Here is a 26,550-nt window from a genome sequence, read left to right as displayed (position 1 = left end):
CGATGCACATCGCGCAGGGACTTGGCCGCATCGCCAATCCCGGCTGCGCCCGCTATGGTGTGCACCCTTGCGATGGAGGTGATGCGTGCGCATCCTGGTGACCGGTGGTGGTGGCTTTCTTGGCCAGGCGTTGTGCCGCGGCCTGCGCGCGCGCGGGCATGAGGTGGTGAGTTTCCAGCGCGGCGATTATCCGGTGCTGCAGACCCTGGGCGTGGGCCAGATCCGTGGCGACCTGGCCGACCCGCAGGCGGTGCGGCATGCCTTCGCCGGCATCGATGCGGTCTTCCACAACGCCGCCAAGGCCGGTGCATGGGGCAGCTATGACAGCTATCACCAGGCCAATGTGGTGGGCACGCAGAACGTGCTCGACGCGTGTCGGGCCAACGGTGTGCCGCGCCTGATCTATACCTCCACACCGAGCGTGACCCATCGCGCGACCAATCCGGTGGAAGGCCTGGGCGCCGACGAAGTGCCGTATGGCGAGGATCTGCGCGCTGCATATGCCGCAACCAAGGCGATCGCCGAGCGCGCGGTGCTGGCGGCCAACGATGCGCAACTGGCGACGGTGGCCTTGCGCCCGCGCCTGATCTGGGGCCCGGGCGACAATCATCTGTTGCCGCGCCTGGCCGCGCGTGCGCGTGCCGGCCGCCTGCGCATGGTCGGCGACGGCAGCAACCTGGTGGACAGCACCTACATCGACAATGCCGCGCAGGCGCATTTCGATGCGTTCGCGCATCTCGCTCCCGGTGCCGCGTGTGCGGGCAAGGCGTACTTCATCTCCAACGGCGAGCCCCTGCCGATGCGCGAGTTGCTCAATCGCCTGCTGGCCGCGGTGGATGCACCGGCAGTGACGCGTTCGCTATCGTTCAAGACCGCGTACAGAATCGGTGCAATCTGCGAGACCATGTGGCCACTGTTGCGTCTGCCTGGCGAAGTGCCGTTGACGCGTTTTCTGGTGGAACAGCTGTGTACGCCGCACTGGTACAGCATGGAACCGGCACGCCGTGATTTCGGCTATGTTCCGCAGGTCAGCATCGAGGAAGGACTGCAACGGCTGCGATCCTCATCTTCCAACGACATCGCCATCACTCGATAAAGACCGTCATGCGTTCAGGATACGTCTGCGCCGATTCGGCACGACAACTTCTGGAATCCTTGCCATGCTGCATTACGCCATCATCTTTTTCGTCATCGCCATCATCGCCGCCGTGCTGGGCTTCAGTGGTATCGCCGGTGCGGCGACCAATATCGCCTGGATCCTGTTCGTGGTGTTCCTGATCCTGGCAGTGATCTCGATGTTCCGTCGCGGCAAGGTATAACGCCTAGCTGCGATACGTTACGGCAGCGGCGCTGCCGGCGGACGCTCACATGGCCCGCTTCCGCAAGGAGGCGGGCCATGTGCGTTGTGGATACTCAAAAATTCAATTACGGCTGGTTCAAAGCAGTTTCTCGAGATACTGCACGTGCTTGCCGTTGCCCAGCAGCGCATCGCCGATAGGCTGAAAACCCAGCTGCAGATGCAGCGCCAGCGATGCCGGATTGGGTGGGACCAGATTGACCTCGCAAACCAGGCGCGGCTGCGCCGCTGCACGTGCGGCGTGGATGAGTTCGTCATACAGCTGCCTGGCAAGCCCGCGCCTGTGTGCATGCGCAGCGATCACGATGCGGTCGATGTAGACAAAGCGCGCGAAGCGTCGCGCCATCCAGGCGAAGTTCGGGTTGGCGTACACGGCGCGCTGATCCAGCGCGATCAGCAGACCATCCGCAGGCGCGACGATGCGTGCGTGCCAGGCCAGTTGCAGCAATGCGGCCAGTCCATCGGCATCCAGCAGCGACAATTCGGTGGCATGGGCATTATTGAGCGCGAGCAGTGCGCGGTGGTCGTCGCGTTGCACCGCACGCACACGGGCCTGGCTCATGCGCCTGGACCGACCGCACTGCGCAGCACCTGATCGTCTGCATGCCGCTGCAGCGCCAGCTCGATCAACTGCGTGATCAAGCTGCGATAGTCCAGCCCGCTTGCCTGCCAGAGCTTGGGATACATGCTGATTCGCGTGAAGCCCGGCAATGTGTTGACCTCGTTGAGCACGATGCGGCCATCGGCGCACAGGAACACGTCCACACGCGCCATGCCGGCGCAGTCCAGCGCCTGGTAGGCCCGCAGCGCAATCTGTTGGATGCGTTGCTGCGTCGGCGCATCGATGTCGGCCGGGATCACGATGTCGGCACCGTGTTCGCTGATGTACTTGGTCTCGTAGGAATAAAACGCGTCGTGCACCACCACTTCGCCGCAGACGCTGGCTTGCGGGCTGGCGTTGCCCAGTACGGCGCATTCGATCTCGCGCCCGGCGATCGCCGCTTCCACCAATACCTTGTGATCGTATGCCAGCGCCAATGCGAGCGCGTCGGCAAACGCATCGGCACTGCGCACCTGGCTGACGCCAACCGACGAACCCTGGTTGGCCGGCTTGACGAACAGCGGCAAACCCAACTGCGCGATCAACGCATCCACGTCGGCACCTGCGGCGGTATGGCGGTTGAAGCAGGCGAACGGCGCCACCTCAAGCCCGGCATCGCGGAGCACGCGCTTGGCCAGGTCCTTGTCCATCGCCAGCGCCGAGCCGAGCACGCCGGAGCCGACGAAGGGCAGGTTGGCCATGCGCAGCAGCCCTTGCAACGAGCCGTCTTCGCCGAGCGTGCCATGCACGATCGGGAAGACCACATCGATTTGCGCCAGCGCCTGCTCCGGCTGGGTCGGACGCAATTGCTGTTGCTGCGCGCCCGGCAGCAAAGCCACGCCGCGACCGCTGCGATGCAGGGCGATGCGCGCCGGGTCGTCGGGATTGAGCAGGAAACTGTCGGGGTCGTTGACGTGCCACTGGCCCTGCTTGTCGATGCCGATCAGCACCGGCTCGAAGCGCTGCGGGTCCAGCGCATCGAGGATGTTGCGCGCTGACTGCAGCGAGACTTCGTGCTCGGCCGACTTGCCGCCGAAGATGAGACCGACCCGGATCTTGCGCATTGCCTGCTCCTGCCACCTGGCGTGATGAGGTCGCCAGCATGCCCGCGGCAGGCGCGCCGACGGAAGTCCTGCATCGCCGCCGTATGCGGTGTGGCGATCCAGGGCAGGTGCACGGTCAACGGCCGGGTCTGTCTGTGGTGGGGATGCGGCTGCGATTGCTGCGGCCTGGCTGCCGAGGCGCCCTGCGATGCGCGTCATCCTGGTCTCCGGCCTGCACCTGCCACACACCATCAAGCAGTAGCGACATGCAGGGACGGTAGAATGCGCCCATGCCCGGATCCCTGTTCAACTCACTCAAGCCGCTCGCCGGCCAGGCCCTGCAAGCCGCGCTCAACCGCGCGCTGGCACTGGACCCCGATACCCGCGACGCCTTGCTGCCGCTGGAAGGCCAACGCATCGCACTGACGCTGGAGGCGCCTGCGCTGGCCCTGCAGATCCGCGTGCACGAGCGCCGCTTGCTGGTCGGCCCGGTGGACCAGGCGCAGGAGCCGGATCTGGCCGTGCGCAGCAGCCTGGCCGGCTTGCTCGGCCAATTGCCGTTCCTGGCCAATGCGCGCCGCAGCGGCGCACCGGCCGGGCGGCTCAAGGTCTCCGGCGATGCCGAACTGGCGCGCCAGCTGCAGCAACTGGCCGGCCGTTTCGATCCGGATTGGCAGTTGCCGTTCGTGGCGGTGTTCGGGCAGATCCTCGGCGTGCAGATCGCCAATGCGGTGCGCGCAGCGCTGCAGCAGGCCCGCCGCAGCGCGGTGGATCTGGCGCAGAGCGCGGCTGAATTCGTGACCGAGGAATCGCGCGATGTGGTGCCGCGCGCCGAACTGGAGGCCTTCCACGACGATGTCGACGAACTGCGCGACGACGTCGAACGGCTGGCCGCACGCGTGGCGCGCCTGCGCGCGGCCGGAGGTGCGGCATGAAGGCGCTGCTGCGGGCCAGCCGCATCGGCCGGGTGATCCTGCGCTATCGCCTGGACGACCTGCTGCAGGACACCCCGGCCGAGCGCTGGCTGCGCCTGGCCAAGCCGTTCGTGCCACGCGCCAGTGCCGAGATCGCCGCGCAATCGCGCGGTGCGCGGCTGCGGCTGGCGTTGCAGGAACTGGGGCCGATCTTCGTCAAGTTCGGGCAGATCCTGTCGACCCGGCGCGACCTGATTCCGGCCGACGTGGCCGATGAATTGACCCTGCTGCAGGACCGTGTCAAGCCCTTCGATGGCGAAGCGGCGCGGCTGATCGTCGAGCGCGCGCTGGGCCTGCCGGTGAGCGTGGCGTTTGCCGCGTTCGATACCGTACCGCTGGCCTCGGCCTCGATCGCGCAGGTGCATGCGGCCACCTTGCCGCCGGATGCCAACGGCGTGCGCCGCGAGGTGGTGGTCAAGGTGTTGCGCCCGGACATTGAGCGCCAGATCGATGCCGATATCGCCTTGCTGCAGTCGCTGGCCACGCTGGTCGAGCGCACCCACCCGCGTGCGGACAAGATCCGGCCGCGCGAGGTGGTGGCCGAGATCGAAGGCACCTTGTCGGCCGAACTGGACCTGCAGCGGGAAGGCGCCAACGCCAGCGTGCTGCGCCGGTTCTGGGAAGGCTCGGACGATCTGTACGTGCCCGAGGTGATCTGGTCGCACACCGCCGAGCGTGCGCTCACGCTGGAGCGCGTGTACGGCATTCCGTCCGACGACATCGCCAGGCTCGATGCGGCCGGTATTGATCGCAAGGCGCTGGCGGCCAAGGGCGTGCGGGTGTTCTATACGCAGGTGTTCCGCGACAACTTCTTCCATGCCGATGCGCATGCCGGCAACATCTGGGTCGATTCGGATCCGGAGCGCCGGCTCAATCCGCGCTTCATCGCGCTGGATTTCGGCATCATGGGCCAGCTCTCGCAGGAGGATCAGTACTACCTGGCCGAGAACTTCATGGCGATCTTCCACAAGGATTACCGCCGCATGGCCGAGCTGCACGTGGAAGCGGGCTGGATGCCCGACAACGTGCGCATCGACGAACTGGAAGCGGCCGCGCGCTCGGTGTGCGAGCCGTACTTCACCCGGCCGCTGTCGGAGATTTCGCTGGCCGAAGTGCTGATCAAGCTGTTCCGCGTCGCGCAGCGCTACGAACTGACGCTGCAGCCGCAGCTGATCCTGTTGCAGAAAACCTTGCTCAACATCGAAGGCGTCGGCCGCCAGCTCGACCCCAGGCTGGATATCTGGGCCGTGGCACGGCCGGTGCTCGAACGCATCCTGCGCGAGCGTTACAGCCCGCGCCGCGTGCTCGGCGAGCTGCGCAAGCGGCTGCCGGAAATCATGACGCATGCGCCGGACATGCCGCGCCTGGTGCACAGCTGGTTGAAGCAGCAGGTCGAGGGCCGCCATCAGCTCGACATCCGTTCGGCCGAGCTGCGCGCGCTGGACCTGAGCCTGCGCAAGCTGCAGACGCGCGTGGTCACCGCCATCACCGGCAGCGGCCTGCTGGTGGTGGCCGCGGTGCTGTATGGCCTGCACCCGAATGGCTGGTACCTGGGCACGGTGCCGGTGTGGAGCTGGATCAGCGGCGCGGCCGGCTCGGTGGCCCTGCTGGTCGCCTGGCTACGGCGCTGAAGCACTAATGCTGAAGCACTGCCGCAGGTGGCCTGCTGCATCCGGCTGGGTAGCGGCGGTGCCTGCAGCAGCACGATGACGAAGCCGTTCCCGGCGAGGTGGTGATGATCGATCTGCAGGCGTTGAAAGACGAATTGGCACGGTTCGGCAGCGACAACGATGCGCAGCAGCTGGCGCGCGACCGGCGCATGCTCAACATCACGCCCGACACCGGGCAGTTGCTGGCGGTGCTGGTGCGTGCCACCGCTGCGCGGCGCGTGCTGGAGATCGGCACCTCCAACGGGTATTCGACGCTATGGCTGGCCGAAGCGGCCGCGGCGATCGGTGGGCATGTCACCACGGTGGAACATGCGGCCGACAAGGTGGCCCTGGCGCAGGCCACGCTGGCGCGCAGCGGCCTGGCGGCATCGGTGGAGCTGGTGCACGGCGATGGCGGCGCATGGCTGGCCCAGGCGGCCAGCGCCAGCATCGATCTGGTCTTTCTGGATTCGGCGCGCGGCGAGTACGTGCGCTGGTGGCCGGCACTACGCCGCGTGCTGCGCGGCGGTGGCCTGCTGGTGGTCGACAATGCGCTCTCGCATGCCGACGAACTGGCGCCGTTCACCGCGCTGCTGGCTGACGATCCGGCAGTCACCTGCAGCGTGGTGCCGGTGGGCAAGGGCGAGTTGCTGGCGGTGTGCGGCGGGGCCTGAGCGTGCACTGCCCACCTGCCAGACCTCACGCCCCAAGCCGCACGGCTGGTATGCGCCACCTGCTCTGACGGCGCCGGGTGCGGTCAACGGCGTCATGGCGCGCCGGCGCAGTGGCATGCGCTGCCCACGGCGCGGATAATCCGCCGGTGAGCACATCCCCCAAGCACTTGCAGATTCTCCATCAGGACGCGGTCCTGGCCGTCGTCGACAAACCCGCCGGCCTGATGGTCCACGACAGCAAGCTGGCGCGCGGGGAGGACGACTTCCTGGCCGACCGCCTGCGCGAACAGCTGGGCCGGCCGATCTTCCTGGTGCACCGGCTCGACCGCGCCACCAGCGGCTGCCTGCTGCTGGCGTTCGATCGCGAGGCCGCCAGTGCGCTGGGCAAGGCCTTGATGGCCGGCGAAGTGGAGAAGGACTATCTGACCGTGTGCCGCGGCTGGCCGGCCGAGGAGCGCTTCAGCGTCGACCACGACCTGGACGGCGGCCCCGGCAAGCCGGTCAAGAAGCCGGCGGTGACCCACTTCCAGCGCCTGGCCACCGGCGAGCTGGAGATCCCGTCCACCGGCTTTGCCACCTCGCGCTATGCCTTGCTGCGCTGCCAGCCGCAGACCGGGCGGTTCCGGCAGATCCGCCGGCACATGAAACACCTGTCGCATCACATGATCGGCGACACCAGCCATGGCGATGGCCGGCACAACCGCAGCTTCCGCATGCTTGGCATCCACCGCATGCTGCTGCACGCCGAGCGCCTGGGATTCCCGCATCCGGCCGATGGACGGCGCATCAGCGTCACTGCGCCGCTGGATGTGGAATTCGCCAAGGCCTGCGCGTTGTTCGGGTGGGAGATGCCGGGGTTGGGAGTCATGCCGGCGGCGTGATTGGCGTGCCTGGTCCAGAGATCGAGACGTCCACTCGGCATGCAAGAAAGCTGCGCAAGCGTCCCCCTCACCCCAACCCCTCTCCCGCAGGCGGGAGGGGCTCAAGCACGACGCCCACTGCCCGCCTTCCCGCGTTCCCGCCTTCCCCGCTCGCCTTCCAAGTTGCGTCCTTCCCTCGCTTGCGAAGGTGCCCGAAGGGCGGATGGGGGGCCTGATCGCCACCGAGCCTCAGGACCGCGGCTCTCCCCGATGGGGGAGGGCTGCTTCGGTCAGCGGAAAAGTTGAAGCATTGCGATAACCGGCAACGCACTCACCCCGGATCCGCAACCGCCGCAGCAAGCACGCCGTTGCGACTCCCCAATCCCCAATCCCCGCCCGTCAGGGCTTCTGCGGTGCCGCCGCCGGCTCGTTGACGATCTTCTCCAGATCCTTCTGCAAATCGGCGAACAGCGGCAGCATCTTCTGCTGGATCGCGCCCATCAGGTTCTGGGTCAGCGCCGGGGTCTTGTCCAGCAGGCTCTGGCCGGCCGAACTCTCGTAGAACTCGGCCATGGCCAGCACGTCCTCGCGCGAGAACGAGCGCTTGTAGATGTCCACATACATCGGGCGCAGCTCCGACCACGACAGCGCCTTGCGCACGGTCTGGCGGGTACGCTCCTGGATGCGCTGCAGCTGCGCCTGCTGGTCGGCGTCGAGCTGGCGCTGGGCGGTGAGCTGGGCGAACTGTTGCTGCTGCATCGCTTCGATCTGCGGCAGCATCGTGTCCAGCATGGTCTGCGCGCGCGAGGCGGCCAGCAGGCGGTTGATGTCGGCATCGCTGGGCGCCTGCGCGAAGGCGGCGGGCGTGGCCAGTGCCAGCGCAGCCAGCACGATCAGGCGGCGCGCCAGGGCGCGGGCGGTGGCGACGGAACGGGGTGGGGTCATCGGAGCATCCTGCAGGCTGGGGAACCGGCCGCAGCATACGGGAAGCCGGCGTTCGCGCGCGCGTCCATGCCGGTCCCGATACAATCGGGTTGAATGGCCAGCGACCCGATCCAGATCACCCCCAGCCTGACGATCCCGCCCAGCGAGATCGTCGAGCGCTTCGTGCGCGCCAGCGGCGCAGGCGGGCAGAACGTCAACAAGGTCTCCACTGCGGTAGAACTGCGCTTCGACGTGGCCGGCTCGCCGTCGCTGCCCGAACCGTTGCGCGCGCGGCTGCTGTCGCGGCGCGACCGGCGCATGACCGCCGAGGGCGTGCTGGTGATCGACGCGCAGCGCTTCCGCACCCAGGACCGCAACCGCGAGGATGCGCGCGAGCGGCTGGCCGAGATCATCAGTGCGTGCCTGTCGGTGCCCAAGCGCCGGGTCGCCACCAAACCGAGTCATGGTGCCAAGCTGCGGCGGCTGGATGCCAAGCGTGAGCGCAGCCATATCAAGCGTGGACGCTCTGCGTCCCACTGGGAGTAAGCGTGAGTCACACCGACCCGTCGTTGCCACCGGTAACACAGGCCAACATCCTGCTGCAGCCCTCTCCACCCAGAATGCCCCGCGCCCACGGCCGCTTCGGCCGCTGGCTGGGGCGCACGGCGCTACGGCTGACCGGCTGGCGCCTGCTCGGGCGACTGCCCGACGAACCCAAGCTGGTGATGATCGTCGCGCCGCACTCGTCCAACTGGGACGGCTTCCTGGGCTTTGCGGCCAAGTTCGCGCTGGGCTTCGATGTGCGCGTGCTGGGCAAGGCGCAGCTGTTCTGGTGGCCGCTGGGCCCGCTGCTGCGCAAGCTCGGCGGCATCCCGCTGGACCGCAGCTCGCCCCAGGGCACCATCGGCCAGGCGGTGCGGCTGATCCGCAATTCCGAACAGATGTGGTACGTGATCACCCCCGAGGGCACCCGCAAGCGGGTGGAGCACTGGAAGGCCGGCTTCTGGAAGATCGCCTCCGATTCCAAGGTGCCGATCCTGCCGGTGTATTTCGACTACCCCAGCAAGACCGTGGGCATCGGCGAGCCGTTCTGGACCGGCACCGACATGGCCGCCGATATCGCCGCCATCCGCGCCTGGTACCGGCCGTGGCGCGGCAAGCATCGCGATACGTTGTGAGCGTGCCCCCGCGGGCGGCAAGTCGCTCATGCACCTCACGCACCGCTGCCGAAGGGCGAGTCGTGCGCGCACAGGTGCTGGCAGGCGCGACCTTGCGTGCCGATCCCGAGTGCCGATGACCGATCGCCAGGACCGCTTCCGTTTGCCACCGCGCCGGGGTTTTTGTCGCTCCGGGTCGCCTGCATCCATGCCTGGCGTCGCCAGGCACGTTGCGACCTCCATCGAGGGAACACCATGATTGGCCTGTCCGCACGTGCACTGTGTCTGTCCATCTCTCTCCTGCTCGCCGCCGGCCCGGTATGGGCGGCCACGCCGATGCTGGTGATCCACGGCGGCGCAGGCGTGGAGAAATCCAGTCTTTCCAGCGAGGAACAGGCCCAGGCGCGCGAGGCGATGCAACGCGCGCTGCGCGCAGGGCATGCGGTGCTGCAACGTGGCGGCAGTGCAGTGGACGCGGTGGCGGCCACCATCACCGTGCTGGAGGACGCGCCGCAGTTCAACGCCGGGCGCGGTGCGGTGTTCACCCATGACGGCAAGAACGAGCTGGATGCCGCGATCATGGATGGCGCCACCGGCAAGGCCGGTGCGATTGCCGGCGTGCACACGGTCAGGAACCCGATCCAGCTGGCGCGCAGCGTCATGGACCATTCCAGGCACGTGATGCTTGTCGGCGACGGCGCCGAACAGTTTGCGCGCGAGCAGGGTGTCACCCTGGTCGACCCACGCTACTTCCGCACCGACAAGCGCTGGCAGCAGCTGCAAAAAGCGCTTAAGGCCGAAGCCGGCGACCGTCAGGCGCAGGCCGAACTGGACCTGGAAACCGCCAAGCACTTCGGCACCGTGGGCGCGCTGGCGCTGGATCGCGACGGCCATCTGGCCGCCGGTACGTCCACCGGCGGCATGACCAACAAGCGCTACGGCCGCGTCGGTGATGCGCCGATCATCGGTGCCGGCACCTACGCCAACGGCCAGTGCGCGGTGTCCGGCACCGGCTGGGGCGAGTTCTACATCCGTGCGGTGGCCGCTTACGACATCTGCGCACGCATGAAATACGCCGGGCAGTCCTTGCAACAGGCGGCCGAGACGGTGATCGACCAGCAGATTCCCAAGGCCGGCGGCGACGGCGGCGCCATCGCGCTGGACGCACAGGGCAACGCCGCATTCCCGTTCAATACCGAGGGCATGTACCGCGGCTGGATCGGCGCCGATGGTACCCCGCACGTGGCCATCTTCAAGGACGAGACGCTGTAGCGCGCATCCTCGACCGCGCCCCTCCATCCAATCCAACGGCACATGCCGACGCTGCGCAAACCCGCTAGCGTGGCCGGCTGCACTACCCACTCAGGAATCACACGCCATGTCGCGTACCGTCGTTCTGGCCGCTGCCATCACCCTGGCACTGGCCGCTTGTTCCGGAAAAGAGCCGTCCGGTAAGGAGTCCACCACCGTGCCCGAAAAGACCGCCACCACCCCGGCCGCGGATGCCGCGCCGAACCCGCTGCTGACCGCCAGCACGCTGCCGTTCCAGGCGCCGCCGTTCGACAAGATCAAGGACGCCGATTACCTGCCGGCCTTCGAGGAAGGCATGCGCCTGCACCTGGCCGACATCCGCAAGATCGCCGACAACCCCGAGCCGCCCAGCTTCGCCAATACCATCGAAGCGATGGAGCGCAGCGGCGAAACGCTCACGCGCGTATCGCGCATCTTCTTCGGCCTGGTGCAGGCCGATACCAGCGACGCACGCCAGAAGATCCAGGAAGAGGTCGCGCCCAAGCTGGCCGCGCACCAGGACGAGATCAATCTCGACCCGAAGCTCTTTGCGCGGGTCAAGACCATTTACGACCAGCGCGACACGCTGAGCCTGGAGCCGGAGCAGAAGCGCCTGGTCGAACGCGACTACGAAGAGCTGGTGCGCGCCGGCGCGCAGCTGTCGGAGGCCGACAAGGCCAGCCTGCGCAAGCTCAATATCGAGGAGACCACGCTCTCCACGCAGTTCCATACCCGTCTGGTGGCCGCCTCGGCCGCCGGCGCGGTGGTGGTGGACGACAAGGCCAGGCTCGATGGCCTGAGCGAGGGCGATATCGCCGCCGCCGCCGATGCGGCCAAGGCGCGCAAGCTCGATGGCAAGTACCTGCTGACCCTGCAGAACACCACCCAGCAGCCGGTGCTGGCCTCGCTGAAGGACCGCCAGCTGCGCGCCGAGGTGCTCAAGGCCTCGGAAACGCGCGCGGAAAAGGGCGATGCCAACGACACCCGCCAGACCATCCAGCGCCTGGCGCAGCTGCGCGCGCAAAAGGCCAAGCTGCTCGGCTTCGACAACTACGCCGCCTACAGCCTGGGCGACCAGATGGCCAAGACCCCGGACGCCGCGCTCAAGCTGCTGACCGACACCGTGCCGGCCGCCACCGCCAAGGCACGCCGCGAAGTGGCCGAAATGCAGAAGGTGATCGACGCGCAGAAGGGTGGTTTCAAACTCGCCGCGTCCGATTGGGATTTCTATGCCGAGCAGGTGCGCAAGGCCAAGTACGACCTGGACGAGGCGCAGATCAAGCCGTATTTCGAGCTGGACAACGTGCTGCAGAACGGCGTCTTCTACGCAGCCACGCAGCTGTACGGCATCACCTTCAAGCAGCGCACCGACATCCCGACCTATCACGCCGACATGAAGGTGTATGAAGTGTTCGATGCGGACGGCACCTCGATGGCGCTGTTCTACACCGACTACTTCAAGCGCGACAGCAAGTCCGGCGGCGCCTGGATGGATGTGTTCGTCGAGCAGGACGGCCTCACCGGTGCCAAGCCGGTGGTCTACAACGTCTGCAACTTCACCAAGCCGGCCGCCGGCCAGCCGGCGCTGCTGAGCTTCGATGACGTCACCACGCTGTTCCATGAGTTCGGCCACGCGCTGCACGGCATGTTCTCCAAGGTGAAGTATCCCTCGATCGCCGGCACCAGCACCTCGCGCGACTTCGTCGAGTTTCCCTCGCAGTTCAACGAGCACTGGGCCTCCGATCCCAAGGTCTTCGCCAACTACGCCAAGCACTACCAGACCGGCGCGGCGATGCCGGCCGAGCTGGTGGAGAAGATCAAGAAGGCCAAGACCTTCAACAGCGGCTACGCCACCACCGAGTACCTGTCGGCCGCGTTGCTCGACCTGGCTTGGCACACCCAGCCGGCCGACGCGCCGCTGCAGGACGTGAGCAAGTTCGAAGCCGATGCGTTGAAGCGCTTCAAGGTGGACCTGGCCGAAGTGCCGCCGCGCTACCGCAGCAGCTATTTCGACCACATCTGGGGCGGCGGTTATTCGGCCGGGTACTACGCGTATTTCTGGTCGGAAGTGCTCGACGACGACGCGTTCGAATGGTTCAAGGAACACGGCGGCTTGAACCGCAAGAATGGCGACATCTTCCGCGCCAAGATCCTTTCGCGCGGCAACACGGTCGACCTGGCCACGTTGTATCGCGATTTCCGCGGCAAGGACCCCAGCGTCAAGGCGCTGCTGGAAAATCGCGGTCTGACCGAGTGAGTGACCGAGTGATGTGCATGCGTCGTTGGCGCATGCGTGTGTAGTTGCTGCAGTCAGCAATCGCAACGGGATGGCCACGCGCCATCCCGTTCTTGTTTGCGGCTGGTGCATCAGGTGACGGGGGTGCGATTGCCCCATCTGGAGTGGCAGCGCCTGTGATGCGTGGTGCGCGCTTGCACATGATCCGAATCGGCGGCATTGGCGCCCTGCGCTGACGAAGCAGCGCAGAGTTTTGTAGGCAGCAAGCATGCATGCCGCCGCGATGGCGCAGGGCAATGCGTGAACGCCGCCCGCTCATGCGCCAACGCCAACGCTGCGATGCACTCAGCTAGCGCGTTGCCACCAGGCCGTCCGAGGCTTGCGTCGCAGCATCCTGTCGCCACCAGCGCAGGCGATTGGCGGGCGCTTCCAGGTCCACCCGCTCGCCCATGCGCGGCGTCGCCAGCGCAACGCCGGCGCCGTCGGCCAGTGCCACGATCCGGTCCAGTGGCTCCTGCCACGCGTGCATCGCCAGGTCGAAGGTGCCGTTGTGGATCGGCAGCAGGGTCTGCCCGCCGACGTCCAGATAGGCCTGCAGGCTCTGCTCCGGTTGCATGTGCACGTGCGGCCATTGCTGGTCGTAGGCGCCGTTTTCGATCAGCGCCACGTCGAAGGGCCCGAGCTGTTGGCCGATGGTCTTGAAATGCGGGCCGTAGCCGCCGTCTCCGCTGAAGAACAGGCGCAGCTCGCGGTCCTGGATCACCCAGGAGCACCACAGCGAACGCCCACTGTCGAACAGGCCGCGCCCGGAAAAATGCTGCGACGGGGTGGCGGTGAGCTGCAGGCCATCGATGGTGATCGCCTCCCACCAGTCCAGCTGGCGCACCTTGGCCGGGTCCACGCCCCAGCGCACCAGCAGATCGCCCACGCCCAAGGGCGCGACGAACACGCCGACGCGGTCGGCCAGTGCACGGATGCTGGTGCGATCGAGATGATCGTAATGGTTGTGCGACAGGATCACCCCGGCCAGCGGCGGCAGCGCGTCCAGCGCGATCGGCGGCGCATGAAAGCGCTTTGGCCCGGCGAAGGGCACCGGCGAGGCGCGCTTGGAGAACACCGGGTCGGTCAGCCACAAGCCGCCGGCCAGCTTCATCAGCACGGTGGAATGGCCCAGGCGATACAGGCTGCGGTCGGGCGCGGCCAGCAGCTGCGCGCGGGTCAGCGGCTGCACCGGCAGCGGCGTGGACGGCACCGTGGTGCCGGGCTTGTCGAAGAAGAACCTCCACATCAGGCCGATCTGCTCGCGCAGGCTGAGCACGGTGGTCGGCAGCGGCACTGCATTGCGGAACCGGCCATCGCGAAACTGTGGCGAAGCGGCATAGCGGGAAGGGCGCGAGGAAGCCATTGGGGAATCCGACCGGGCAGGGGGGTGACAACAGGGAAAAGTTACACTGAGCAGTGTAGTTTCATCGGGCTGAAAGTAAACTGTCCGGTGTAAAATGACCCAATGTCGACTGCATCTTCCCCCCCGACTGCGCCGCAACGGCTGACCGACCGCAAGCGCCTCGCCATCGTCGAGGCGGCCATTGCCGAGTTCCGCCAGCATGGCTTCGAGGCCACCAGCATGGACCGCGTGGCGGCCAATGCGGGCGTATCCAAGCGCACCGTCTACAACCACTTCCCCAGCAAGGACGCGTTGTTTGGCGAGATCCTGCGCGGGCTGTGGCAGCGCAGCGCCGATGCAGTGACTCTGGTCTACCGGCCCGACCAGCCGTTGCGTGCGCAGCTGATCCAGCTGCTGCAGCAGAAACTGCACCTGCTCGACGACCCGGCGTTCATCGACCTGTCGCGCGTCGCCATTGCCGAAGGCATCCATTCGCCCGCGCGCGCGCGCGAACTGATCGCGCAATTGGGCAGCAAGGAGGAAGGCACCACCACCTGGGTGCGCGCCGCATTGGCCGACGGCCGGTTGGCAGGCGTGGAGCCGGAGGTCGGCGCGCAGCAACTGCAGGCATTGATCAAGGGCTTCGCGTTCTGGCCGCAGATCGCCATGGGCCAGCCGCCCCTGTCGCCGCAGCAACGCACGCAGGTGGCCGAATCGGCGGTGGCGATGTTCCTGGGTTTGTACGGGCGCGCGTGATGGCCTGCGATGCGCGGGCAGACGTGACGCGCCATGTCGCGCAACGACGCCGCACCGTGTTTGAGCGCTGCCTCGTCATTGCGGCGACTGGCCCGCACCCAGCCCGGTGGCTGTGGCGGCCTGCCGGCCGCGTTGGCACCAGGCCACCATCGGCGAGGCCATCACCGTGGTCACCAGCGTCATGCCGAACAGCAGCGTGAACAGGTCCGGCCCGATCACGCCGCTGTCCAGGCCGATCTTGATCACCACCAGTTCCATCAGCCCGCGTGCGTTCATCAGCGAACCCACGCTCAGGCTGTCGCGCCAGTCGTGGCCGCTCAGGCGCGCGCCCAGGGTGCAGCCGGCCAGCTTGCCGGTCACCGCCACGCCGACCACCAACGCAAAGCCGGCGATGCCTGCGCCAACGAAGACGCCGGGGCTGGTGGCCTGGCCGGCGACCGCAAACAGCACCGGCATCAGCAAGGTGATCGCCAGGGGTTCGATGCGCCCGGCCAGGTGTTCCTGCAGGCGGTCGTCGCGCGGCACGCAGACGCCGAACAGGAATGCGCCGAAGATCGCATGCAGGCCGATCCATTCGGCCACCGCGGCGCAGGCCAGCAGACCGATCAGCACCCACACCAGCGCGGTTGGCGCATAGCCTCCATCGCGTGCGCGCGGCTTGAGCACGCGCGCATACAGCGGCTTCAGCACGCCGAACACCACCGCAATCAGCACCACCGCAGCTGTCGCAGTAAACGCAACGCCGCCATGGTTGTTGCCGCCGGTCAGGGTGAGCACGATCGCCAGGAACATCCACACCGTGGCATCGTCGATCACCGCCGCGCCCAGCGCCAACCGGCCTGCGGGTGTGCGGGTCATGTTGCGATCCTTGAGGATGCGCGCCAGCACCGGAAACGCGGTCACCGACATCGCCGCGGCAATGAACAAGGCGAAGGGCCAGAAGCCGATGCCCTGCGGTGCAAAGCGCGCAAACAACCACGGTGCGGCGGCCAGCCCCAGCAGCAACGGCAGCACGATGCCGGACAGGCCCACCAGCACCGACGCACGCACCTGCGCGGCGGTGCCTTCCGGCGCGCGCAGCTCCACGCCGACGACGAACATGAAAAGCACCACGCCGATGTTGGCCAGGCCCGATAGCGGCGGCAAGCTGCCGGAGGCAAACAACATGCCATGCAATTCCGGCAGCCACGCGCCGAATGCGATCGGCCCCAGCAGCAGGCCGGCGGCCATTTCGCCGATCACCGGCGGCTGCCCGACGCGCTGCAGCAGCGCGCCGCACGCACGTGCCGCGCCCAGGATCAGCGCCAACTGCACCAGCAATAACGTGGTCGGATTCATTGCGTCAGCCTTGGTTGGTTGAGTCGGCTCGCCCCGCGGTGCAGGACGGCTACGCATCTGGTCAGTGAGTCCCCGGATTGACCAGCCGTTGATGACCTGCAGTGATACCCACAGCATCGGCCTAGTCTATGACGACAACCATCGTGCAGTAGATCGGGCCGACATCGATGCAACGCAATGCGGAGTGGTTCGCGCTGCACGCTGGAATCAACCGTCAGTGCTGCGCTCGCATGGCTTGATCAAGCAACGCCTTCAATGGCGTACCGCATACCGCACACGGCATCGCCGATGAAGAGCGCATGGTGACCTCATACGCAGCGCATGGCGAGCAAGCTCAGGCGCCATGCGAACTCACGCCTGCAGCAGTCACAAGATTCACCGCTCCGAGTCACCACTTTCGTCATACCCGCGCGGGGGAAACAGATCCGGCTGGATCAGCTCGATAAAGGCGCGTGCCTGCGGCGACAGATACTTGCCCTTGCGCACCACCACGCCATAACTGCGGGTGGGGAAGTAATCCTTCAGCGAGCGGGTGGCGAGTGTGTCGCGGTCGGCCTCGGTGACGCAGATCGCGGTGACGATGGAGATGCCCATGCCCATCGCCACGTATTGCTTGATCACTTCCCAGCCGCCCACTTCCAGTGCCACGGTGTAGGGCACGCGCGCCTGCTGGAAGACCAGGTCGACCAGCCGATAGGTCACCTGCCGGCGTGGCGGCAGGATCAGCGGATACGGCGACAGGTCCTGCAGCGTGACCGTGGACGTGCCGGCCAACGGGTGGTCGTGCGGGGTGATCAGCAATTGTTCGAAGCGATACACCGGCGCGTAATTGAGGTCGGCCGGCACGTCCAGCATCGAGCCGATCGCCAGGTCCACTGCATCTTCGCGCAGCAGGTCGGTGCCGTCGGCGCTGATGGCGTTGTGCAGGGTCAGGCGCACGTCCGGGTGGCGCGCGCGGAACTTCGCCACGATGCGCGGCAGCAGGTACAGGATGGTGGAACTGTTGGCGGCGATATTGAGCTCGCCGGCATCCAGGCCGCGCACCTTTTCGCGGAAGCTGGCCTCCAGCCCGTCCAGGCTCTCCACCAGCGGCAGCGCCATGTCGTAGAGCAGCTGGCCCTCGCGGCTGGGTGCCATGCGTCGCCCCGAGCGCTCGAACAGGGCCACGCCCAGGTCACGTTCCAGCGCCTGTAACTGCAAGGTCACTGCCGGCTGGCTCACATAAAGCGCCTCAGCCGCCCGTGAGACAGAGCCAAAACGCACTGTCTGGCAGAACGCACGCAGCGGCTTGAGCCGATCAGATTTGTAGGAAAATCGAGGAGTTGGCGCCATCTGGATGTCTGCAACGACGCTGTATAAGCCTGCCTTATTTACAGCATTGATAAAACTGCTTTGTCAAATAGTTGCATGCGGCGCACGGTGCAGGTCCGGATGCACAAGGACTCCCGACATGTCTGCCACCGCTTTCGCCCCACGTCCCACCGAACGCGCCACGCCCGGTCTGTCGCTGACCACGCAGGTCGCAGGCCAGGCCGACCTCCTGCCGGCCGCTGCGCTGGCCCTGCTGGTATCGCTGCACCGGGCCATCGAGCCCGGCCGCCAGCAACGCCTGGCACAGCGGCGCGTCCGCCAGGCCGAGTTCGATGCCGGCCAGTTGCCGGACTTCCGCCCCGACACCCGCGCCATCCGCGATGGCGACTGGCGCGTGGCCGCGCTACCGGCGGCGCTGCAGGACCGCCGGGTGGAAATCACCGGCCCCACCGATCCGAAGATGGTCATCAACGCGCTCAATTCCGGCGCCAAGGTGTTCATGGCCGACTTCGAGGATTCCACCGCGCCGACCTGGCGCAACCTGCTGGCCGGCCAGCGCACGCTGGCCGCTGCGGTGCGTGGCGATCTCAGCTTCGATGCGCCCAACGGCAAGCACTACGCGCTGCGCCCGGAAGCCGAGCGCGCAGTGCTGATCGTGCGTCCGCGTGGCTGGCATCTGGATGAGAAGCACGTGCTCATCGATGGCCAGCCGCTGGCCGGGGGGCTGTTCGACGCGGCGGTGTTCGCCTTCCATAACGCCCGCGCGCTGCTGGCCAGGGATCGCGGCCCGTATCTGTATCTGCCCAAGCTGCAGAGCATGGAAGAGGCCGCGCTGTGGGAGACCGCGCTGGCGCATATCGAAGCCATGCTCGGCCTGCCGCATGGCCAGATCAAGGTGACCGTGCTGATCGAGACGCTGCCGGCGGTGTTCGAGATGGACGAGATCCTGCACGCGCTGCGCGCGCGCATCGTCGGGCTCAACTGCGGGCGCTGGGACTACATCTTTTCGTACCTGAAGACCTTCCGCGCGCATCGCGACCGCGTGCTGCCCGAACGTGGCCAGGTCACCATGACCCAGCCATTCCTGAAGGCGTATTCGGAACTGCTGATCAAGACCTGCCATCGCCGCGGCGCACATGCGATGGGCGGCATGGCCGCGCAGATTCCGATCAATCACGACGAGGCCGCCAACGAGCAGGCGATGGCACGGGTGCGTGCCGACAAGCTGCGCGAGGTCAGCGCCGGCCACGATGGCACCTGGGTGGCGCATCCGGCGTTGATTCCGGTGGCGATGAAGATCTTCGACGAGCACATGCCCACCGCGCATCAGCAGCATGTCCTGCGCAACGACGTGCAGGTGACGCGCGACATGCTGATCGCGCCTTCGCCGGGCACCATCACCCGCGCCGGTTTCGAAGGCAATGTCGAAATCTGCGTGCGTTATCTGGCCGCATGGCTGGACGGCAATGGATGCGTGCCGATCCACAACCTGATGGAAGACGCCGCCACTGCCGAGATCAGCCGCGCGCAGCTGTGGCAGTGGTTGCATCACGGCCAGCATCTGGACGACGGCACCGCGATCGACCAGCCCTTGTTGCAGGCCACGTTGCGTGCGCTGCCGGCGCGCCTGGGCGCGACCGATGCACTGCCGGGCGCCGCGCGCATCGACGACGCCATTGCATTGCTGGACACACTCAGCCGTGCCGATGCGCTGGCCGATTTCCTCACCGTGCCGGCATATCGCCTGATCGAGTGAGCCAACGCGGCAGCGACACGCCGGCGTCCGCGCGCTGTCGCTGCAATCCGTCCACGTAATGCACCACACCGCCCGTTGCGCCGATGCGCGCAACGACGGCATTGCCATGCCTCACGCGCGCCGTGACGCACCGTCCTTCCTCGTTGCATCCGTCGTATTCCTGCCAGGAGAACGCACCATGAGCAGCACACTGCAGACCGCCGAACAGATCCAGCACGACTGGGCCAGCAACCCGCGCTGGGCCGGCATCACCCGCAACTACACCGCCGCCGATGTGGTGCGCTTGCGCGGCACCGTGCATGTCGAGCATTCGCTGGCGCGGCTGGGCGCGGACAAGTTGTGGAACGCGTTGCACGCCACGCCGTTCGTCAATGCGCTGGGCGCGTTGACCGGCAACCAGGCGATGCAGCAGGTCAAGGCCGGGTTGAAGGCGATCTACCTGTCCGGCTGGCAGGTCGCCGCCGATGCGAACCTGGCCGGACAGATGTATCCGGACCAGTCGTTGTATCCGGCCGACTCGGTGCCGGCGGTGGTCAAGCGCATCAACAACACCTTGTTGCGCGCCGATCAACTGCATCACGCCGAAGGCAACGACGACATCGATTTCCTGCAGCCGATCGTGGCCGATGCCGAAGCCGGCTTTGGCGGCGTGCTCAACGCCTTCGAGTTGATGAAGGCGATGATCGAAGCCGGCGCGGCCGGCGTGCACTTCGAAGATCAACTGGCATCGGTGAAGAAGTGCGGCCACATGGGCGGCAAGGTGCTGGTGCCCACCCGCGAGGCGATCGAAAAGTTGAATGCCGCACGTCTGGCGGCCGATGTGCTGGGCGTGCCCACGTTGCTGATCGCACGCACCGATGCCGAAGCTGCCGATCTGATCACCAGCGACGTGGATGCCAACGATCAGCCCTTCACCACCGGGCAGCGCACCGTCGAAGGCTTCTTCAAGACCCGCAACGGGCTGGATCAGGCCATCAGCCGCGGGCTGGCCTACGCGCCGTACGCGGACCTGATCTGGTGCGAAACCGGGAAGCCGGATCTGGAATTTGCCCGCGCCTTCGCGCAAGCCATCCACGCCAGGTTCCCCGGCAAATTGCTGGCCTACAACTGCTCGCCGAGCTTCAACTGGAAGAAGAACCTGGACGACGCCACCATCGCCAGGTTCCAGACCGAGCTGGCGAGCTATGGCTATAAATTCCAGTTCATCACCCTGGCCGGTTTCCACGCCCTGAACTACGGCATGTTCAACCTGGCGCACGGCTATGCCCGCCGCCAGATGAGCGCCTTCGTCGAGTTGCAGCAGGCCGAGTTCGCGGCGGCCGAGATGGGCTTTACCGCGGTCAAGCATCAGCGCGAGGTGGGCACCGGCTACTTCGACGCGGTGACGCAGGCGATCCAGCAGGGTCAGTCGTCCACCACCGCGCTGCGTGGCTCGACCGAGGAAGAGCAGTTTCACGGCGAAAAGGCGGCCTAAGGCAGCGTATGGGGCGACGGGGCGGTCGCCCGGCGGCCGCGGGGTGGTTCGGAGCGTGCGGTCGACGCCCACCGGCAGGCCCGTACCAGCACCGCGAAACGGCGCCCGCATCGCTCGTGGTCTGTCACAGATGGCCGGCAGGCCGCTGCCGGGAGGGGGATGGGCTCGGAGAACCGAGCCCATTTTTGTTGCCGATACCCGTCATTTCGTCTCGAGCGCTGTGAGAACGAGTGTGACCTGGTACTGAACAAAACGCTGCTGTACGATGCCAGGGCAGGCCGGCGCTGCAGGTCGGTCTAAGGGATTTGGATGACGTGCCATAACACTGCCGGCGCAGTAGAGCCGACGGGGAGCGTTGCAAAGACGCTGTCGGACGGGCTGCATGCGCTGATGACTGCCCAGGAGCTGGCGTTTTTCGCCCGCTTCGGGCGTGCCCGTGAGTTGGCGGCCGGCCAGGCGCTGTTCGAGCGCGGGGCGGTGGGCACGCAGATGTTCATCGTGGTCAGCGGCCAGATCGATCTGGATTTCGGCGAAGACCTGATGCTCAAGCACCTGGGCCCGGGCGAATTCTTCGGCGAACTTGGCCTGCTGATCGGCGACCATGCGCGCAGTGCCGGCGCCACGGCATCCACCGACACCCGCCTGATCGAGCTGGCGCACGAGGACTTCCAGCGCCTGGTCGACCACGACCCATCGATGGTGGCGCATTTTCTGCGCCGCTCCATCGTGCGCGTGGTCAACAACGAGCAGTTGTTGATCCGCCAGCTACGCCGCCGCAACCACGACCTGGAAGCGGCGCTGGACAATCTCTACGTCACCTCGCACCAGCTCAACCACACCGAAGAACTCAGCCGCACCGACGAGCTCACCGGCCTGCACAACCGCCGCGGGCTCGCCCTGCATCTGCAGGAATGCCGACGCGCCGGCAACGTGCCCGGCGTTGGCCTGATCCTGATCGATTGCGACCGTTTCAAGCGCATCAACGACGAGTTCGGCCACCTGGCCGGCGACCGCGTGCTGCAGAACGTCGCCCATGCGCTGCGTTCGGTGATCGCCGACGGCGACCTCGCCTGCCGGCTCGGCGGCGATGAATTCTGTGTGCTGGTCGCGCAAGGCACCCAGGAACTGCTGCACCACATCGGCGAATGCATCGTGCGCGCGGTGGAAGCGCGCCTGTGCAATGGCCAGAGCGAGCAGGGCTGCTCGGTCAGCCTGGGCCTGTGCATGATCGACCCCGACGCGGCATGGAACGATTGGTACACGCTGGCCGACAGCGCGTTGTACGAGGCCAAGCGACAGGGCGGCAACGTGCTGTGCATGCATGACACGCTGGCGTCGGGCCTCACGCCGCCATCCGGCAACGCCACCACGTCGGACAATCGCTGAGCAATGAGCGCCCGCGCCCACGCACGCAAGGATGCGTCGTCGGAAGCGATCCAGGCACCGCGCTTGCGTACCTTGTTGTTGACCGACCTGTGCGATTCGACCGCGCTGGTCGAGCGCATCGGTGACAACGCCGCCGCCGCGCTGTTTCGCGAGCATGACCGGCTGGTGGTCAAACTGCAGCAGCAGTGGCGTGGCCGCCTGATCGACCGTTCGGACGGTTTGCTGTTGCTGTTTGATCGCCCCATCGACGGCCTGGGCTTTGCGCTGGATTACGCGCGCGGCCTCAAGGCGATGGGCGATGCCCGCGCGCTGACGCTGTGCGCCCGCCAGGGCCTGCACGTCGGCGAAGTGCTGACCTGGCGCAACAGCGACGAAGCAGTGAGCATCGGTGCCAAACCGCTGGAAGTCGAAGGCCTGGCCAAGCCCACCGCCGCACGCCTGATGTCGATGGCGCGGCCCGGGCAGATCCTGTTGTCGGCGGTGGCCGAGTCATTGACCCACCGCGCCGCACGCGAACTGGGCGACCGCGGCGAACGCATCCTGTGGAAATCCCACGGCCGCTGGCGCTTCAAGGGCGTCCCCACGCCAATGGAGATTTATGAAGTCGGCGAAGTCGGCCTGACGCCATTGCGCACGCCGAAGAATTCGGCGAAGGCCTGGCGCGATGTTCCGCTGTGGCGGCGGCCGGCGGCACTTCTGGCGGAGACGGTATTGGTCGTCGCTGTGTGTGTTTCGGTGTGGTTTTTCACCCGTTCCGAGCCAGCCATTGCGTTTTCCGAACGTGGGTGGGTGGTGGTCGGCGATCTACGTAATCTGACCGGCAACACATTGCTCGACAGTTCGCTTGATCAGGCGCTGCGCATCAGTCTGGAACAGTCGCGCTATGTCAATGTCCTGAGCGATATGAAAGTGCGCGACACCATGGCCCGGATGAAGCGTGATCCGGATCGCGTGATCGTCGATCGCGCCATCGCCTCGGAAGTGGCGCTGCGTGATGGTGCCAGCGCCGTGTTGCTGCCGACTGTCGCCGAGATTGGAGGCAAGCTTCGTTTCAGCGTGGAGTTGGTGGATCCACGTACCCAGACCACGGTCTACTCGGAGTTTGTACAAGGCGATGGCTTGCCATCGGCATTGTCCTCGGTGGATCAGGTCACCCGTAAGCTCAGGCAGGGCCTGGGTGAGGTGGTGGCCTCGATAGACAAGAATTCTGTGCCGTTACCCGCTGTGACCACCTCCAGCCTGGATGCACTACGGGCGTACGCCCTGGGAGTCGATGCAACGGTGAAAGGCCAATGGAAAGAAGGTCTGGAACTGTTCGAGCGCGCGGTGGGAATAGATCCGGAGTTTGCGCTCGCGTATCTGGGCGCGGCACGCATCAAGGTGGCGGTCTCCGATCGCCGTAGCGCGCTCCCGTATTTGGAGAAGGCAATTCGTTTCCGCCAACGTTTGCCCGAGCGCGATCAACTGTATCTGGATGCATGGGCGTCCGAGCTGCTTGCACCCGACAAGGCACTGACGCTGTGGCGAACGTTGGGCTCGCTCTACCCGGACAATTTTGCCGGTACCGCCAATGCATCGTGGCACCTGTTCGTTGCCAATCGATTTGCCGAGGCGCTGCCGTATGCGCAGGCGGCTGATGTTCCGCAGGACCCGCTGCGCGCGATTGCGACTGATCGGGTTGGACGTATTTTGCTGGCGCAGGGAAAGGCAGAAGCGGCTCTGCAGCGCTTTTCCGCTCCCGGTGATGCCGATCGCGCCGGCCCGCTCCGGCGTCAAGCGAACGCGCTTGCGGTGCTGAATCGTCATGCCGAAGCGAAACAGGCACTCGACAGGATCGTTGAGAAAGGCTATGCCAACGATGATGTGGTGCCCTTGATCGATCGCACCAGCATCGCGATCGATCAGGCCGACTGGACCGCCGCACGCGCAGCAATCACACAAGGCCTGAGGCGCAGCAGGCAAGGCGACGATTTCAACCATCGCCAATTCTCGGTCATTGCACTGACCACCGATGCATTGGGCGACCCATCCCTGTCGACAGCGGCAGCGCTCAAGCCGACGTTTGATCGGCTGGTGTCCGCAGTCATCGACGATGGATCGGCAACGGTAAACCTGCAGGACAATGCCGCAATGGTGCTGATCCTGGCAAGCCAGGCGCAGCGGGCCGGCGATGACAGTCTCACCGTCCGCGCGCTTGCGGCGATCAAGCCGGCACTTGTGCATGAAACGCCGGTGCTTGCCGAACTGCGCGCCATTGTCGAAGCCCAGCAGCTGGCGCTGTCGGGCGACCGCGCGGCCGCCATCGCGCGTCTGCCAATCAGTGACGACGATCTTTTCCAGACGCGCGTGACGCTATACATGCTGCTGCACGAAAGTGGTCGGCACGCTGAAGCGTTGCAGCAAGCACGTTGGCTGTATCTCCATCGTGGGCGTGCATATATAGAAGCAAATGCGTCGCAAACGCTGCAGCCGCTCAATGTTGCCGATACACGTCTGGCGCAGCTTTGGATGGCCGAGTCGCTGCATGCACTCGGCCATACCCAGCAGGCGCGCGAACAGGCGCAGGCATTCGTGCGCGCCTGGCCCGTATCGGGTCTGCCTGCTTACTTACGCAGCAGGGTAGAGCGCATGCTGTCCGATTCGAAGGCGAAGATGACGGTGTGATTGGCTTTTTCGGTCAAGTAGCTTTGCAGCTCGGCACGAGCCGCTGCAATGTCCTGCTTGGACGCGAGCTGACTGGTCGTCATGCAGTAATAGGCCTGTCCTGCGCTGGGGGCGGCATTGTCGGCGCTCACGCCAGGTGCACCGATCCGGGCAAGCGCCTGCGCCGGATTGCATTGAAAGCAGTCGCGGAAGTCGTCGTCGGTTGCCAGTAGTTCCAGCAGCTTGTCGGCGGTGGATGCATCAAACGGAAAATGGGTTTGGGGGGCGGAGTCGGTCATGGTGTGTCTTGCCTGGAGAGTGAGGGTCTGTGGTGTTGTATGACATGGGACCTGACACAATATCGACCGTGCTCATGCGTCCTTGAGATGTTCCTATGCAAATTCGTCGCTGTACCACGTTGTTTTTTGAGCTGCGCGACGATGCGGTGTTTGATCTTGCACGATTGCTTGCCGGTGGAGATGGCGTGAATCGCCGCACACGATGGCTGGCGCTGGCGCCTCATCTTGATGGAGATGTGGAGGTTTCCAAGGACGAGCGCGAATGGTTGGGCGGGTTGAGTCCCTCGCGCTGGCATCGCATCGATCAGATGCAGCCCTTGCCGTTCCAGGTGGCGCGTTTGATCGAGCAAGGTCTTGTGGTCAGCGATCAACCAGAACACGTTCAGCATCGCCGCAACGACGAGTGCGTGCAGCAGCAGCGTTGGTGGCCGCTAGCCGCGTTGTGGCATCGATCGGCGCGCTGGCGCGGCGAGGACAGCGTGGCGACGATGGAAGCACACGGCCTGACTACTGCGGAAGGCATGGTCGGCCGACTGGGCGCCCCCCCAGCAGAGATCGTAGACCGAGGCGAGGGGGGCATCGAAGCGCGCATTGCCTTGCCACGGTCAACCCCGGGCACGTTCGATGAGCTGCTGTCGCGTCGCGTCACCTGTCGCAACTTCGATACGCAGCGTCCACTGTCACACAGCTTGCTGGGCCAGATGCTTGAGCGCAGCGTCATGGCAAGTGCGCGGATCGAAGTGGGGCACGACACCGCATTCTTGAAGAAACCGGTGCCCTCGGGAGGCAGTCTCCATCCCACCGAAACCTACTTGCTGGTCCAGCGTGTCGAGGGAATGACGAGCGGTCTCTATCACTATCGCCCTGTCGATCATGCATTGCAGCCATTGCAGTCGCCACCACAGCCGCTTGCGGAGTTTGCGCGTCGCGCTGTGTCCGGGCAGCACTGGTTTGCCGATGCGCCGGTGCTGGTGATCCTGGTGCCGCGGTTTTTACGTAGTTTCTGGAAGTATCGGAACCACGCCAAGGCCTACCGCGCGATGATTCTGGATGTCGGCCATATTGCGCAGACGCTGTATCTGAGCGCGACCGACCTGGGCCTGGGCGCATTTGTCACCTCGGCAATCAACGAGGTGGATATCGAACAGGCACTTGGCCTGGACGGCCTGCAGGACGGCCCGCTCGCCATCTGTGGGTTCGGTTGGCGGGGCGAGGAAATGAACAACACCGAGTTGGATCCCGGTGGGGCAGTGTGGCCGGCTGGTCTTGATTCAGAGGCCGCCAAGGACACCGCCCCACATTAGTGAGCAACCAAGTCAGGCATCTTCCTGTCTGGATCGCTGGGCGGGAATACCGGCGTGGCGGCGCGTTGGAGAACATCGATACAGCCGTCGTCGCTCGTCTTTGCAGGCGAGCGACGACGTAGATGTAAAGCAAG

Annotated in this window: 23 protein-coding genes; 16 read left to right on the top strand and 7 right to left on the bottom strand. The window is 66.0% G+C overall.

The genetic code is table 11. The features are described 5' to 3' along the window. The first annotated feature begins 85 nt into the window (after positions 1-85). Both oleD and EO170_RS12565 read left to right on the top strand, forming a co-directional pair. On the top strand, positions 86-1,096 hold the full coding sequence (oleD, locus tag EO170_RS12570; protein ID WP_104649615.1) for a 2-alkyl-3-oxoalkanoate reductase: 1,011 nt from the start codon (positions 86-88) through the stop codon (positions 1,094-1,096). Between the two features lie 64 nt (positions 1,097-1,160). Beyond that, complete coding sequence (locus EO170_RS12565; protein ID WP_003468167.1) at positions 1,161-1,319, top strand: DUF1328 domain-containing protein; 159 nt, start codon at positions 1,161-1,163, stop codon at positions 1,317-1,319. A gap of 117 nt (positions 1,320-1,436) precedes the next feature. Here the strand turns inward: EO170_RS12565 and EO170_RS12560 are convergent, their stop codons facing one another. Both EO170_RS12560 and ddlA read right to left on the bottom strand, forming a co-directional pair. Continuing rightward, positions 1,437-1,919, bottom strand: coding sequence for a GNAT family N-acetyltransferase (locus EO170_RS12560; protein ID WP_126945312.1), 483 nt, complete (start codon positions 1,917-1,919; stop codon positions 1,437-1,439). Continuing rightward, complete coding sequence (gene ddlA / locus EO170_RS12555; protein WP_126945309.1) at positions 1,916-3,022, bottom strand: D-alanine--D-alanine ligase; 1,107 nt, start codon at positions 3,020-3,022, stop codon at positions 1,916-1,918. Before ddlA ends, EO170_RS12560 begins: the two co-directional genes overlap by 4 nt. Before the next feature lie 269 nt (positions 3,023-3,291). Between ddlA and EO170_RS12550 the strand changes: the two genes are divergently transcribed. The 4 genes from EO170_RS12550 to EO170_RS12535 all read left to right on the top strand — a co-directional run bounded on the left by EO170_RS12550 (position 3,292) and on the right by EO170_RS12535 (position 7,179). Next, the gene (locus EO170_RS12550) at positions 3,292-3,936 is read left to right on the top strand and encodes an SCP2 sterol-binding domain-containing protein (protein ID WP_104649612.1); all 645 of its coding nucleotides are present in this window, start codon (positions 3,292-3,294) and stop codon (positions 3,934-3,936) included. Continuing rightward, on the top strand, positions 3,933-5,606 hold the full coding sequence (gene ubiB / locus EO170_RS12545) for a ubiquinone biosynthesis regulatory protein kinase UbiB (protein ID WP_104583959.1): 1,674 nt from the start codon (positions 3,933-3,935) through the stop codon (positions 5,604-5,606). The genes EO170_RS12550 and ubiB overlap by 4 nt, the downstream gene beginning before the upstream one ends. Before the next feature lie 104 nt (positions 5,607-5,710). Continuing rightward, positions 5,711-6,298 (top strand): O-methyltransferase, encoded by a 588-nt coding sequence (locus tag EO170_RS12540; RefSeq protein ID WP_126945306.1) that lies wholly within the window; start codon positions 5,711-5,713, stop codon positions 6,296-6,298. Between the two features lie 146 nt (positions 6,299-6,444). Continuing rightward, complete coding sequence (locus EO170_RS12535; RefSeq protein ID WP_119130619.1) at positions 6,445-7,179, top strand: pseudouridine synthase; 735 nt, start codon at positions 6,445-6,447, stop codon at positions 7,177-7,179. 378 nt (positions 7,180-7,557) lie between these two features. On the opposite strand, the gene EO170_RS12530 is transcribed toward EO170_RS12535, so the two are convergent. Continuing rightward, positions 7,558-8,103 (bottom strand): DUF2059 domain-containing protein, encoded by a 546-nt coding sequence (locus EO170_RS12530; protein WP_104583956.1) that lies wholly within the window; start codon positions 8,101-8,103, stop codon positions 7,558-7,560. Between the two features lie 93 nt (positions 8,104-8,196). Between EO170_RS12530 and arfB the strand changes: the two genes are divergently transcribed. The 4 genes from arfB (at position 8,197) to dcp (ending at position 12,786) form a co-directional block, all read left to right on the top strand. Then, positions 8,197-8,628, top strand: coding sequence for an alternative ribosome rescue aminoacyl-tRNA hydrolase ArfB (arfB, locus tag EO170_RS12525; protein ID WP_104583955.1), 432 nt, complete (start codon positions 8,197-8,199; stop codon positions 8,626-8,628). Between the two features lie 2 nt (positions 8,629-8,630). Continuing rightward, positions 8,631-9,260 carry a lysophosphatidylcholine acyltransferase gene (locus EO170_RS12520; protein WP_104583954.1) on the top strand — a complete coding sequence of 210 codons (630 nt, stop codon included), beginning with the start codon at positions 8,631-8,633 and terminating at the stop codon, positions 9,258-9,260. A gap of 234 nt (positions 9,261-9,494) precedes the next feature. After that, on the top strand, positions 9,495-10,511 hold the full coding sequence (locus tag EO170_RS12515; RefSeq protein ID WP_164741026.1) for an isoaspartyl peptidase/L-asparaginase: 1,017 nt from the start codon (positions 9,495-9,497) through the stop codon (positions 10,509-10,511). Between the two features lie 106 nt (positions 10,512-10,617). Beyond that, complete coding sequence (gene dcp / locus EO170_RS12510; RefSeq protein WP_164741025.1) at positions 10,618-12,786, top strand: peptidyl-dipeptidase Dcp; 2,169 nt, start codon at positions 10,618-10,620, stop codon at positions 12,784-12,786. Positions 12,787-13,114: 328 nt separating this feature from the next. Here dcp and EO170_RS12505 read toward each other — a convergent pair whose 3' ends face one another. After that, the gene (locus EO170_RS12505; RefSeq protein WP_126945302.1) at positions 13,115-14,170 is read right to left on the bottom strand and encodes an MBL fold metallo-hydrolase; all 1,056 of its coding nucleotides are present in this window, start codon (positions 14,168-14,170) and stop codon (positions 13,115-13,117) included. Between the two features lie 102 nt (positions 14,171-14,272). On the opposite strand from EO170_RS12505, the gene EO170_RS12500 reads away from it, so the two are divergent. Then, positions 14,273-14,905, top strand: coding sequence for a TetR/AcrR family transcriptional regulator (locus EO170_RS12500; RefSeq protein ID WP_126945298.1), 633 nt, complete (start codon positions 14,273-14,275; stop codon positions 14,903-14,905). Positions 14,906-14,980: 75 nt separating this feature from the next. Here EO170_RS12500 and EO170_RS12495 read toward each other — a convergent pair whose 3' ends face one another. Both EO170_RS12495 and EO170_RS12490 read right to left on the bottom strand, forming a co-directional pair. Beyond that, the gene (locus EO170_RS12495; protein ID WP_126945295.1) at positions 14,981-16,243 is read right to left on the bottom strand and encodes a cation:proton antiporter; all 1,263 of its coding nucleotides are present in this window, start codon (positions 16,241-16,243) and stop codon (positions 14,981-14,983) included. A 375-nt stretch (positions 16,244-16,618) separates the two neighbouring features. Then, a complete protein-coding gene (locus EO170_RS12490) occupies positions 16,619-17,575 on the bottom strand; it encodes a LysR family transcriptional regulator (protein ID WP_126945292.1) in 957 nt (318 codons plus the stop codon). Between the two features lie 118 nt (positions 17,576-17,693). On the opposite strand from EO170_RS12490, the gene aceB reads away from it, so the two are divergent. From aceB to EO170_RS12470, 4 genes are all read left to right on the top strand, one after another. Beyond that, positions 17,694-19,310 (top strand): malate synthase A, encoded by a 1,617-nt coding sequence (gene aceB, locus EO170_RS12485; RefSeq protein WP_126945289.1) that lies wholly within the window; start codon positions 17,694-17,696, stop codon positions 19,308-19,310. 178 nt (positions 19,311-19,488) lie between these two features. After that, on the top strand, positions 19,489-20,784 hold the full coding sequence (gene aceA, locus EO170_RS12480) for an isocitrate lyase (protein WP_016902041.1): 1,296 nt from the start codon (positions 19,489-19,491) through the stop codon (positions 20,782-20,784). A 309-nt stretch (positions 20,785-21,093) separates the two neighbouring features. Next, the gene (locus EO170_RS12475; protein WP_104583948.1) at positions 21,094-22,170 is read left to right on the top strand and encodes a GGDEF domain-containing protein; all 1,077 of its coding nucleotides are present in this window, start codon (positions 21,094-21,096) and stop codon (positions 22,168-22,170) included. A gap of 3 nt (positions 22,171-22,173) precedes the next feature. Next, complete coding sequence (locus EO170_RS12470) at positions 22,174-24,834, top strand: putative peptide modification system cyclase (RefSeq protein ID WP_126945286.1); 2,661 nt, start codon at positions 22,174-22,176, stop codon at positions 24,832-24,834. Here EO170_RS12470 and EO170_RS12465 read toward each other — a convergent pair. Further along, positions 24,774-25,112 carry an NHLP-related RiPP peptide gene (locus EO170_RS12465; protein ID WP_126945283.1) on the bottom strand — a complete coding sequence of 113 codons (339 nt, stop codon included), beginning with the start codon at positions 25,110-25,112 and terminating at the stop codon, positions 24,774-24,776. The genes EO170_RS12470 and EO170_RS12465 overlap by 61 nt on opposite strands. A 95-nt stretch (positions 25,113-25,207) precedes the next feature. On the opposite strand from EO170_RS12465, the gene EO170_RS12460 reads away from it, so the two are divergent. Continuing rightward, a complete protein-coding gene (locus tag EO170_RS12460) occupies positions 25,208-26,416 on the top strand; it encodes a putative peptide maturation dehydrogenase (RefSeq protein WP_126945280.1) in 1,209 nt (402 codons plus the stop codon). The last annotated feature ends 134 nt before the right edge of the window (positions 26,417-26,550 follow it).

It is taken from the genome of Xanthomonas sp. BRIP62409, from assembly GCF_003992965.1.
GTDB lineage: Bacteria > Pseudomonadota > Gammaproteobacteria > Xanthomonadales > Xanthomonadaceae > Xanthomonas > Xanthomonas euroxanthea.
The sequence above is the reverse complement of the archived record's forward strand: the minus strand, read 5'-3'. Positions and strand labels throughout refer to the sequence as shown.

Coding starts and splice junctions, on each gene's coding strand:
- EO170_RS12565 (WP_003468167.1), top strand. CDS start 1,161: ATGCTGCATTACGCCATCATCTTTTTCGTCATCGCCATCATCGCCGCC.
- EO170_RS12560 (WP_126945312.1), bottom strand. CDS start 1,919: ATGAGCCAGGCCCGTGTGCGTGCGGTGCAACGCGACGACCACCGCGCA.
- ddlA (WP_126945309.1), bottom strand. CDS start 3,022: ATGCGCAAGATCCGGGTCGGTCTCATCTTCGGCGGCAAGTCGGCCGAG.
- EO170_RS12550 (WP_104649612.1), top strand. CDS start 3,292: ATGCCCGGATCCCTGTTCAACTCACTCAAGCCGCTCGCCGGCCAGGCC.
- ubiB (WP_104583959.1), top strand. CDS start 3,933: ATGAAGGCGCTGCTGCGGGCCAGCCGCATCGGCCGGGTGATCCTGCGC.
- EO170_RS12540 (WP_126945306.1), top strand. CDS start 5,711: ATGATCGATCTGCAGGCGTTGAAAGACGAATTGGCACGGTTCGGCAGC.
- EO170_RS12530 (WP_104583956.1), bottom strand. CDS start 8,103: ATGACCCCACCCCGTTCCGTCGCCACCGCCCGCGCCCTGGCGCGCCGC.
- arfB (WP_104583955.1), top strand. CDS start 8,197: ATGGCCAGCGACCCGATCCAGATCACCCCCAGCCTGACGATCCCGCCC.
- EO170_RS12515 (WP_164741026.1), top strand. CDS start 9,495: ATGATTGGCCTGTCCGCACGTGCACTGTGTCTGTCCATCTCTCTCCTG.
- dcp (WP_164741025.1), top strand. CDS start 10,618: ATGTCGCGTACCGTCGTTCTGGCCGCTGCCATCACCCTGGCACTGGCC.
- EO170_RS12505 (WP_126945302.1), bottom strand. CDS start 14,170: ATGGCTTCCTCGCGCCCTTCCCGCTATGCCGCTTCGCCACAGTTTCGC.
- EO170_RS12500 (WP_126945298.1), top strand. CDS start 14,273: ATGTCGACTGCATCTTCCCCCCCGACTGCGCCGCAACGGCTGACCGAC.
- EO170_RS12495 (WP_126945295.1), bottom strand. CDS start 16,243: ATGAATCCGACCACGTTATTGCTGGTGCAGTTGGCGCTGATCCTGGGC.
- EO170_RS12490 (WP_126945292.1), bottom strand. CDS start 17,575: ATGGCGCCAACTCCTCGATTTTCCTACAAATCTGATCGGCTCAAGCCG.
- aceB (WP_126945289.1), top strand. CDS start 17,694: ATGTCTGCCACCGCTTTCGCCCCACGTCCCACCGAACGCGCCACGCCC.
- aceA (WP_016902041.1), top strand. CDS start 19,489: ATGAGCAGCACACTGCAGACCGCCGAACAGATCCAGCACGACTGGGCC.
- EO170_RS12475 (WP_104583948.1), top strand. CDS start 21,094: ATGACGTGCCATAACACTGCCGGCGCAGTAGAGCCGACGGGGAGCGTT.
- EO170_RS12470 (WP_126945286.1), top strand. CDS start 22,174: ATGAGCGCCCGCGCCCACGCACGCAAGGATGCGTCGTCGGAAGCGATC.
- EO170_RS12465 (WP_126945283.1), bottom strand. CDS start 25,112: ATGACCGACTCCGCCCCCCAAACCCATTTTCCGTTTGATGCATCCACC.
- EO170_RS12460 (WP_126945280.1), top strand. CDS start 25,208: ATGCAAATTCGTCGCTGTACCACGTTGTTTTTTGAGCTGCGCGACGAT.